Source organism: Paenibacillus sp. GQ49 (genome assembly GCF_059759055.1).
This window is the reverse complement of the sequence record NZ_JCAXEL010000004.1, coordinates 351997-362630: the sequence shown is the minus strand read 5'-3', so window position 1 is coordinate 362630 and position 10634 is coordinate 351997. Positions and strand designations below refer to the sequence as shown.

Genomic DNA, 10634 nt, shown 5'->3' with positions numbered 1-10634 from the left:
TTATCGGCGTTGGAGAAGAGTTCTATGCCGTGTTCTCGTGTTGTATTCACCAGATGTCGAAATTACTGAAACATTTTCTAGGGATACCCCGTCTGTAGGAAAGAAGAGGTAAAAAATAGGCTTTACTAATCATATGGAGGTGCCAGGAAATGAAACATAAAAAAGGATTGGCCGCAACACTAGCGCTCTGCGTTTCTTTGACAGCAGGAGGTGCATCGGTATTTGCTTTCACAGATGTGAAGGATGAAGGGCAGAAGTCGGTTGTGGATTCATTGAAATCAAAAGGTATTGTTAACGGAGTAACAGCGGATCTGTTCCGTCCAGATCTTGCATTGTCCGAGCCACAAGGTGTTCAACTGATTGTGAATGCTTTTGGTCTGAAAAATGAATTTGCGGAAGCATCCGCTCAGAATAAAATCAGTCCGGATACGTGGTATGCCGATGCGGTGCAGGCCGCTACTCAGAATGGCCTGTCCATTCCGGTTGAAGTGAACCCGCAGGGCAAGATGACGCGTGAACTGTTTGTCATTTTGCTACATGAAGGGATTAACACAACCGGGAATTATCCGGTCACCATGAAGTATAATCTTGTTAAGGACGAAAATAAAATCGGTAAGGACGCCATATCTGCAGTCCAGAACCTGCTGAACATGAACATCATTGAACTGGATAAGGACGGGAATTTCCGTCCAGATCAGTCGCTTACCCGTATGGAGGCTGCAAGCATGATCTTCAATGCACTTGAATTTGTGGATAAACACGGCAATGGCGGCTCAGCAGAGCCAGCTCCAACCACTCCAGGTGAAGGCCAGCAAGCGATCGTACCTGAAGTGACAACGACGAAGGTAGATGACAAAACAACCAAAGTTAAACTCAGTGCTGAAATGCCGCACCCTGGTTATGGATTGAAGATTGATGATGTGAAATTGGAGAAGGATGGACGCGCTATCGTGCTCTATTCCATTATTCAACCTGATCCAGACATGATGTATCCGATGGTTATCACCAATGTGACTGCAGAAACGGATATCCCAACGGGATATACGGCAGAAGCTCAACCTTCTGGTAAGTAAATTCACTGCAAACCATACAAACTAAACGCTAATTAAACGGATATGTATCCTCAAACCCACCTTCCATATATGTATGGAGGGTGGGTTTTTCATTTGAGTTGAAGTGAATTCATCTCAGTCGGGTTACATGACAACTTTTCTTTTGTATGATAATTTAAATTACACTTTATGAAGTTTTATAAATCATTTGTGTTATTTTTATTAACATGAATTCTCTAATCGATGAAATATATAATGGGTATTTGTTAGGGTTATATAGCTAGATTTGTGTTATCGTAGCGGCATACATTATGGTCTTTTCCAAAAAACTCACAGGACCCAGTTTACAAGCCTTGTGCAAAATCTACATATACGACTCGATATCCCCAGTGTTTACAGGCGTTTGTGTATCCTATAGGCAAAGATAAAAACAACATATATACGAAAGAGGGAGGAGAATTATAGAATAAGGGCAAGCAATTACAGGTTTGTAATATGCGATAGGTATATGGAAGATAATATTACACTTCGATTTAACATTTAAGTGGCTTTCCCTGCAGTATGATGCGTTTAGACATGAACACCCTGGTCAGGTAAGTATGTGGGTTTTGACTTTAAGGCCTGTTTTCTAACCTCCGTTTAGATCCAACATCTTTCCAGGTTCGTAGGATACAACTCCAAATGACATCTAAAGGAGGGAAGAGGGTCAAATTCTACATGTTTTACTTCCCCAAAATGACAATGACAAGCTGATCACAAAAGTGTAAACCCCCGTTGTAACAGTATATTCCGTGATTTTAAGAGTGAAGATGGAAATGGCATATTTACGGATTAGAAAATGAACCATAAACTCGATATGTAAGCGTTACCAATTAGGAAGTGGAACAGAGCTGCTCGTCATGGAAACGCGGTTCGGAAATCCTTCCTTATATTTAAACAGGCGTGCTGGGCTCTTCCTCACAAACGGCCGGATTTTCATTAGAAAAGGAGGAAACAACTGATGCAGCTAAATGGGGAGTCTCCCTCGACGCAAAACTTAACGGTAAACACGATTCCGAATAGCAAGAAAAATAAATTATGGAGAAGGACGATTCGGAACTGGGAGTTGTATCTGTTTATTGCGCCAGCCTTTTTATACTTTCTGATATTCCATTATGGTCCGATGTACGGCATACAAATTGCATTTAAAAACTTTATCCCAACGCTTGGTGTCACAGGAAGCCCATGGGTCGGATTCGATCATTTCATCCGTTTCTTCAATTCGTATTATTTCTGGGATTTATTATGGAATACCCTTAGCATCAGCTTGTATGAGCTGGCTATAGGTTTTCCATTGCCGATTATTCTGGCGTTAGCGTTCAATGAAGTGAAGGATTCCTTCTTTAAGCGTACTGTGCAGACCGTCACGTATGCACCGCATTTCATTTCGGTCGTTGTGATGTCGGGGATGATCATTACCTTTTTATCACCCTCGTCAGGCATGATTGTCAATTTGGTACAGGCCCTTGGATTTCAGTCACCTCAATTCCTGACGGACCCTGCGTGGTTCAAAACAGTGTATGTACTGTCAGGAGTCTGGCAAAGTGCAGGCTGGGGCACCATTATATACCTTGCCGCTCTATCGGGTGTGGACCCGCAACTGCATGAAGCGGCTGTGGTGGATGGTGCGAGCCGGTTCAAACGGATTTTGCATATTAACATTCCAGCGATCATCCCTACGATCACCATCTTGTTAATTCTGAATATGGGCAGTATTCTGGGCGTCGGATTCGAGAAAATCCTGCTGCTGCAAAATCCGCTGAACATGGGCTCGTCCGATGTCATCTCAACATTTGTCTATCGATCCGGTCTGGTCGATGCGCAGTACAGTTTCTCTACGGCGGTGGGATTGTTCAACTCCGTAGTGAATGCGATTCTGCTTATTACCGTGAATCAGATTGCACGCCGCACCAGTGAAAACAGCCTATGGTAAAAGGAGGGAATACATATGTCATCCGCTGTGAAAGAAAGCAGAAGTGATAAATTGTTCTTATTGTGCAATTACATCTATCTGACGGTAGCACTCGTCATTGTGCTGTATCCGCTGTTATACATCATCAGTGCTTCAATCAGTGATCCCAAATATGTAGCCTCCGGTGAGATGTGGCTGCTACCAAAAGGGATTACGTTTGAAGGTTACGCCCGGGTGTTTGAGAACACCAACATCTGGATTGGGTACAAAAATACGATTATCTATACCGTTGTAGGCACCATCGTTAACCTGATTGTTACACTACCCGCAGCCTATGCGCTCAGCCGCTCGGACTTTGTGGGACGTGGATTCTTCATGGCGATGTTTATGGTAACGATGTTCTTCGGCGGAGGGCTTGTCCCAAGTTACCTGCTGGTTAAGGATCTTGGTATGGTGAACAGCATGTGGGCACTTATTCTGCCTGGAGCTGCATCCATCTGGAATATTATCGTATGCCGAACGTTCTTCCAATCGACCATCCCCAAGGAGTTACAGGAAGCGGCGCATATTGATGGGTGTACCAACACCCGGTTGTTCATCAAGATTGTGCTCCCGCTTTCCATGCCAATCATTGCAGTGATGGCGCTCTTCTATGGAGTCGGACACTGGAACAGCTATTTTAGTGCCATGATCTATCTGAATGATTCTTCCAAGTACCCACTGCAGCTCTTTCTGCGCCAGATTCTGGTGCTTCAAGAAATGGCGGCTCAAGGGGGAGGCGCTATCGATACCTCTTCAGCAACAGCGATGAATACCAAAGCGGAGATCGCTGCACTGGTCAAATATGCTGTCATTATTGTTGCCACCCTACCGGTCATTGCGGTGTATCCATTCCTCCAGCGTTACTTTGTACAGGGTGTTATGATCGGTTCCGTTAAGGGATGATCTTAATCCATATACCACATTAAACAAGGGGAGTTGTTGTTATGAAAAAGCTTCGCAAGGCTTCATCCATTACACTCTGTCTCACCTTATTCGCAACATTGCTTGCAGCTTGTGGTTCAACCAATGAGGACGGAAGCACGACCTCCAAAGTAGAGGGGGTCAAAAAAGAAGGGTTCCCCATTGTAGACAAAACACTAACGTTGAAGGTCATGTCCCAAGATGCGGGCGTAGCCGACTGGAGCACCATGCCTGTGCTGCAAGAAATGGAGAAACTGTCGGGCATCAAGCTGGAGTACCAGCTCTCACCAATCGACAGCTTTGAAACGAAGAAAAATCTGGTTTTCGCGAGCGGGGACTTGCCAGATATGTTCTATGCTGCAGACCTCAAGCCAGCTGAGCAGGTGACTTATGGCAGCCAGGGCATCCTGATTCCGTTGGAAAAATACATTGACGAAGGTTACGCACCCAATATCAAAAAGATCCTCGATGAGAACCCGGATGTCCGCAAATCATTTACAACACCTGATGGGCATATGTATGCACTCCCATTCATTGATAAAGCGGCCGTGTGGTATAGAGGCCCAATGTGGTACAACGGGGAATTCTTGAAGGCACTTAACGTAGAAGAGCCCAAGACTACGGAGGAATTGTATTCGTATCTCAAGCGTGTAAAAGAAGAAGACCCTAATGGCAATGGCCAGCAAGATGAAATTCCGCTTACTTCTGTAAAACTGGATGATCTTCGCATGTTTTTCTTCGGCTTCTGGGGAATGTACAACGAAGGCATCTATTCCGATAAAGACGGAAAAGTTCACTATCCTTATCAAGAAGAAGGTTACAAAGGTTATCTGACATTCATGAACCGCTTGTGGAAAGAAGACTTGCTGGATCATGAGACCTTTTCTCAAACAGGTGATCAGAAAAAAGCAAAAGGTGAAAGCAACAAACTTGCACTGTTCAACGATTATCATCCATACTTCACGCTTGGCGGTGAACCTAGCACGGATCATCCGCTGATGACACCCGTGAAGAGCGAGGTGGCAGACTCTCCGGTATACGGCAAGCATCCGGGTATGTCGGCTCGCGGTACCTTTGCTATTACAAGCAGCAACCCGTCACCCGAGGCGACGATGCGATGGATCGATTATTTATACAGCTATGAAGGTGCGACACTGTTCAATCAAGGTCCGGAAGGTGTGCTGTGGAAATTCAAAGACAAGGAAAATCATGTTAAAGAGTGGCTCCCCGTTCCTGGCGGCGGTGATCGTGAGGAATACCGGGGTAAAATCACACCGAACTTTGGTATCCTGACACCGGGTATCAATGATCCGGATGTAGCGAAGGGTCTACGCACCGAATTTGATGAGTGGATTGACCAGCAGAATCAAGAGAAGTTGGTACCTATCGGAAAAGCACCATTTCCTAACGTTTATTTGACGAATGAAGAGCAAAGCGAAGCAACCGCTCTATTGTCTGATCTGGATACGTACGTCAAACAGATGGAAGCGAAGTTTGTGACCGGCCAGGAAGCACTTGAGAACTGGGATAAGTACATTGCACAGATGAAGAAAATGGGCAGTGACCGTATCATCGAACTGTATCAGGCGGCATATGACCGCTGGAATTCCGGGCAATAAAAAAGCCTAATTCTCGGGGGAGGTGTGGCGCGTTATGCAGAAATGGTTTGAAGAAGCCAAGCTGGGGATATTCATTCACTATGGCATCTATGCGGTGGACGGGGTTGCGGAATCCTGGTCCTTCTATAATGGCAGGATATCCTATGAAGAATATATGAAACAGTTGGATGGTTTTACGGCATCGAAATTCAATGCTGAGAAGTGGGCGGACTTGATTGAGAAGTCTGGTGCCCGGTATGCCGTATTAACAACGAAGCATCATGATGGCGTTGCGTTATGGGATACGCAATATAGCGATCTCAATGTTGTCAAACAGACACCAGCGAATCGGGACATTGTGAAGGAATATGCGGAAGCGATTCGGGAAAAGGGCATTCATCTGGGGGTGTATTACTCGCTCATTGATTGGTCACATCCGGATTATCCTAGCGTGTATGAAGGTGGGAAAGTACCGGAGGACCTCAGCAGTGTCAACCGGCATTCAAGTCCTGTGGACGGCGTTCAGGATCAGGCAAAGTGGCAGAAGTTCCTGCAATTCAATAACCATCAACTAGGAGAGATTTTAACAAATTACGGAAAGGTGGATCTGCTGTGGTTCGATGGGGACTGGGAACGGAGTGCCGAGCAGTGGAATCTGCCGGAGTTCAAGCATTATCTGCAATCTTTTAACTCGGATATCATCATCAACTCCCGCCTTCAAGGTTATGGGGATTACAAAACGCCTGAGCAAGGCATTCCGATCACAAGACCGGAGGGACCCTGGGAATTCTGCACCACGATCAATAGATCTTGGGGTTATGTGCCAACAGATCATAAATACAAATCGTTAATTCAGATCATTCGAATGTTCTGCGACTGCATTTCGATGGGCGGTAATATGTTGCTGGATATCGGTCCGCGTGAAGATGGCACCATCGATCAGAGGCAGGAGGATATTCTGCTTGGACTGGGAGCTTGGATCCGAACCCATGAAGAGGCCGTCTTTGGCACGGGTGAAGGCATTATGCCTCGCTATTATCTGGGGGGAAGCACCGTATCCGAGGATCGAAAGACGCTGTACCTGTTTGTGTATGACGATCCAAAAGAGAATGTGTGCATCAAGGGTCTCTGTAATCCGATCAAGAAAATTACCGTGCTGCATTCGGGCAAAGAGCTTAATCATGAGATTCATGGGGGCGTGCCTTGGTTCAATATCCCGGGGACAACGTGGATCAAGATGACCCCGGAGGACACGCATGAACAGGTGACCGTTCTTAAGCTCGAATTTGATGAGGAGCTGGAAATGTACGGCGGCTCTGGAGCCGTTGTCACCCATAACTAACCATTACGGGGAGGGCGTGTGCTGGTAGATGCATGCCCTCCCTTACGAATTGGAGAGAGTGACATGAACAGAAGTGGAGTGCCAGAACCCAGGATTGAGTATGCTCCCAAACATTATATATGCAAGCGTGCGCAGGAACCGTTGGTGTTAGACGGTCGTGTGGATAAGGCATTTTGGAATGCGGCTCATTGGACGGAGGATTTCGTTGATATCGAAGGTGATCTTCGTCCGAAGCCAGAGAAACAGACACGGGTAAAAATGCTGTGGGATGACGACTATTTCTATTTTGCTGCAGAGCTGATTGAAGATCAGATATGGGCTACCCTGACTGAACGTGATTCCGTTATTTTTTATGACAATGACTTTGAGATTTTTATCGATCCCGACGGGGATTCCCATCAATATTATGAGTTCGAGATCAATGCGCTCAATACGGTATGGGACCTGTTATTAGTGAAGCCTTATCGGGATGGTGGGCCTCCGGTTAACGGTTGGGATATCAGCGGTCTCAAGACGGCTGTATATATCGATGGGGAACTGAACAGACCTAGGGCTGATAACCGAAAATGGAGCGTGGAAGTCGCGATTCCCTGGACCAGTCTAAAGGAATGCGCCGAGGGAAACCGTCCACCTGCGCCGGGTGAGTTCTGGCGTGTCAACTTCTCGCGTGTGGAGTGGCAGACCGAGGTACAGGGCGATGAGTACCGCAAAGTGCTTAATCCGGATACGGGCAACCCTTATCCGGAGGACAACTGGGTGTGGTCACCTATGGGCATCATCAACATGCATTATCCAGAGTTGTGGGGTTATGTTGTATTCTCGGATGACGGAACGGATCAGTCATTTGAGTTGCCGGAAGACGAACGAATCAAATGGGAGCTTCGCAAGCTTTATTACCGTGAACGTAATTATTATGAAAAGCATGGTGAATTTACCCAAGATATGAAGTTGCTTATGGGTGAGGAATTGTTGAGCTGTAATCCTGTTATTGAAACGACTCGCAGCCTGTTCCAGATTACTGCGCCGTCTTCGGACGCCACGGCCTTGATCTGTATTCGGGAAGACGGAAAGCTGTGGAAGGAGTGAGAACACAATGACCAGCCAAACCTTGGTATTTTCCCTTGATGCACAGTCATTGGAGAGGATCGAGCAGAAGTTCCAAGAGAAGGTACGTTTTGCAGAGGCCCGCAAATCGGAGTTGTTTCATATTTTTCAGCAGGAGCTAACACAAGAAGAGACATGGGCATTGAAGTATGTCTATGCCTATATGCCGGTAAACGACATGGCTGATTATAACGGGGACTTGTTCTTGAGCCATGTGCGCCGGGCTTTGGACACCCGTAAACGTGTGCCTTGGGGAGATCGCGTTCCGGATCATCTGTTCCTTCATTTTGTGCTGCCTTATCGGATAAATACGGAAAATATTGAAGATTACCGCGGCTTGATGTATGGCGAATTAGTCGAGCGGACTACGAACTTATCCATGGCAGATGCAATTTTGGAGACCAATTACTGGTGTCATGAAAAAGCGACCTATATAGGCAGCGATCTGCGCACGATATCACCGCTGACGATGATCCGAAATGCTCGTGGCCGATGCGGCGAAGAATCCACGCTGGCAGTAGCCGCTCTTCGCAGCATCGGCATACCTGCCCGTCAGGTCTACACACCGCGCTGGGCTCACTGTGACAGCAATCATGCTTGGGTAGAAGCCTGGGCAGATGGTCAATGGTATTACATCGGGGCATGCGAGCCGGAAGCCCGTCTGAACCAAGGGTGGTTCAGCCCGCCAGCCCGCAGGGCCATGCTGATTAATACGAGGATCTATGCCGACTATCCCGGACCAGAGGATATTACGCTCTCGGAAAAGGGATATACGGAAATTAATTTACTTGAGAACTATGCGCCCACACGCAACATCTATGTGAAGGTGAAAAATGAACAGGGAGAGCCCGTACCGGGCGCGAGTGTCCGTTTTGAGCTGTACAATACGGCTGAATTCTATCCAATTGCCGAAATCAGGACGGACGCACAAGGGGGAGCGACCTTTAAGACAGGCTGTGGCGACCTTTTGATTCGTGTGGTCAGCGACGGCAAGTGGAGTGAAATCCTATACAAGGCTCAGGAAAACAAGGTTATAGAGCTTGTGCTGGACTCGTCAGAGCAGCCCACAGGGAGTGTAGATTTCGATATGGTTCCTCCTCCGGAAAGGGAGGGAGAGGTTGTGGTTGCATTACCGGAAGAGAAGATTGAGATTCATAATCGTCGTCTGGAGGAAGGAGCGCAGACCCGGAGCGAGTATGAGGACACGTTCCTGAGTGAGGAGGAAGCTATCTCGCTGGCTAAAAAGGTTGGACTGCCCTCGGTACGTGTGTGGGATGTTCTCCACAAGGCACGGGGGAACAGCCGGGAGATTGCAGCTTTCCTAGAGGAACGTTCCAATCCATACGGTGAGTGGCCGCTCCGGTTGCTGGAGTCGATGAATGAAAAAGATTTAATTGATACCTTCCAGCAGACGCTGGACGATCATCTGATCGGTGCGCTCTCGCAGCAAGGATCATGGGCGGAAGATACTTTTGTGAGATACATCCTGTGTCCGCGGATCTCCTATGAGATGCTGGTCCCTTATCGGGGTGTATTCCAGAGCGCCTTTTCGGCAGATGAGGCGGCAGCGTTCAGGGAGAATCCCTCGACACTTGCCCGAATACTGGAACAGCAATATGAATACTATGAAGATCTTCCTAATCTAAAAGGCAAAGGGAATCCAATAGGGACGTTTAGTCTAATGAAGGGAGACTCTCAGTCGCTGGATATTTTGTTTGTGGCTGTATGTCGCAGTTTGGGTATTCCGGCCCGATTACATCCGAGCGCACAGAAACCACAGTATCTAAGTGACAGAGGCTGGGAGGATGCAGTGTTTAGTCTCACCTCACCTCTAACTCAGGAGAGCACAAGCTGGGGAATGCTCCAACTTCATAGGGATATAAAAGCTCCACACGATACAGCTGAAGCATCTTATTTCGAGAACTTTACGTTTGCCCGTCTGGAAGATGGCGTCTACAAGACATTGATTTATCCTTATGGCAGTACGGATGTCTATAGTGAGCCATATGAGGTTGAGGCAGGAGCTTATCGTTTAACGACAGGCGTTCGTCTGAAAGATGGAACGGCAAAAGTACGATTCGTTTACTTTACCGTGAACGCCGGAGATACCGCTGAGGTTGTCTTGTCTTATCGCGAGACTGAGGTTGATATTCCTGTACTGGGTAAACTGGTACCAGAAAGTATTCTGACCCGTCTGGATGGCTCAGAGGTAGAACTGGAGGAACTTCTGGGATCGGAGGGTGCCATTGCTGCCTGGATTGAGCCGGAGCGGGAACCGACCAAACATCTGATTCGTGAACTGTGTGAGCTGGCAGAGCCGCTGGATAAGCTTGGTATACCAATCGTGCTCATGATCGGAGATATGGAATGGAACGCTGCCTTTAGTCCTGTTGGTTATCCGAATCTTCCTGTGCGCACGGTTTTTGTACGAGATTCCAGTTATGCTTCCTTGTCCGGCTTCATTTCGAAGCCTGCAACTCACGAAGCGGGTTATCCACATCTGTTCGTGCTGGATACTCAGCATCAAGTTCGTTATTCGGCTTCCGGGTATAAGATTGGTACCGGGAAGGAAGCCTTGCAGATTGCTGCTGCGATATCTCAATCATCGAACGGATCGGAGTGAA

General features: G+C 47.2%; 7 protein-coding genes. All 7 read left to right on the top strand.

The features are described from left to right. Nucleotides 1-149: 149 nt before the first annotated feature. The 7 genes from AC6CIF_RS10955 (at nucleotide 150) to AC6CIF_RS10925 (ending at nucleotide 10633) form a co-directional block, all read left to right on the top strand. A complete protein-coding gene (locus AC6CIF_RS10955) occupies nucleotides 150-1073 on the top strand; it encodes an S-layer homology domain-containing protein (protein WP_237176659.1) in 924 nt (307 codons plus the stop codon). 979 nt (nucleotides 1074-2052) lie between these two features. After that, a complete protein-coding gene (locus AC6CIF_RS10950; RefSeq protein ID WP_498199606.1) occupies nucleotides 2053-3024 on the top strand; it encodes an ABC transporter permease in 972 nt (323 codons plus the stop codon). A gap of 15 nt (nucleotides 3025-3039) precedes the next feature. Continuing rightward, a complete protein-coding gene (locus AC6CIF_RS10945) occupies nucleotides 3040-3948 on the top strand; it encodes a carbohydrate ABC transporter permease (protein ID WP_036668765.1) in 909 nt (302 codons plus the stop codon). 41 nt (nucleotides 3949-3989) lie between these two features. Continuing rightward, nucleotides 3990-5585, top strand: coding sequence for an extracellular solute-binding protein (locus AC6CIF_RS10940; protein WP_498199604.1), 1596 nt, complete (start codon nucleotides 3990-3992; stop codon nucleotides 5583-5585). 34 nt (nucleotides 5586-5619) lie between these two features. After that, nucleotides 5620-6906 (top strand): alpha-L-fucosidase, encoded by a 1287-nt coding sequence (locus AC6CIF_RS10935; protein ID WP_498199602.1) that lies wholly within the window; start codon nucleotides 5620-5622, stop codon nucleotides 6904-6906. 63 nt (nucleotides 6907-6969) lie between these two features. Beyond that, on the top strand, nucleotides 6970-7992 hold the full coding sequence (locus tag AC6CIF_RS10930; RefSeq protein WP_498199601.1) for a carbohydrate-binding family 9-like protein: 1023 nt from the start codon (nucleotides 6970-6972) through the stop codon (nucleotides 7990-7992). A gap of 7 nt (nucleotides 7993-7999) precedes the next feature. Continuing rightward, nucleotides 8000-10633, top strand: a complete 2634-nt coding sequence (locus AC6CIF_RS10925; RefSeq protein WP_498199600.1) for a transglutaminase domain-containing protein — start codon at nucleotides 8000-8002, stop codon at nucleotides 10631-10633. The last annotated feature ends 1 nt before the right edge of the window (nucleotide 10634 follow it).

Excerpts from the sequence above, each read along its gene's own strand:
- AC6CIF_RS10955 (WP_237176659.1), top strand. The coding sequence starts at position 150 with ATGAAACATAAAAAAGGATTGGCCGCAACACTAGCGCTCTGCGTTTCT.
- AC6CIF_RS10950 (WP_498199606.1), top strand. The coding sequence starts at position 2,053 with ATGCAGCTAAATGGGGAGTCTCCCTCGACGCAAAACTTAACGGTAAAC.
- AC6CIF_RS10945 (WP_036668765.1), top strand. The coding sequence starts at position 3,040 with ATGTCATCCGCTGTGAAAGAAAGCAGAAGTGATAAATTGTTCTTATTG.
- AC6CIF_RS10940 (WP_498199604.1), top strand. The coding sequence starts at position 3,990 with ATGAAAAAGCTTCGCAAGGCTTCATCCATTACACTCTGTCTCACCTTA.
- AC6CIF_RS10935 (WP_498199602.1), top strand. The coding sequence starts at position 5,620 with ATGCAGAAATGGTTTGAAGAAGCCAAGCTGGGGATATTCATTCACTAT.
- AC6CIF_RS10930 (WP_498199601.1), top strand. The coding sequence starts at position 6,970 with ATGAACAGAAGTGGAGTGCCAGAACCCAGGATTGAGTATGCTCCCAAA.
- AC6CIF_RS10925 (WP_498199600.1), top strand. The coding sequence starts at position 8,000 with ATGACCAGCCAAACCTTGGTATTTTCCCTTGATGCACAGTCATTGGAG.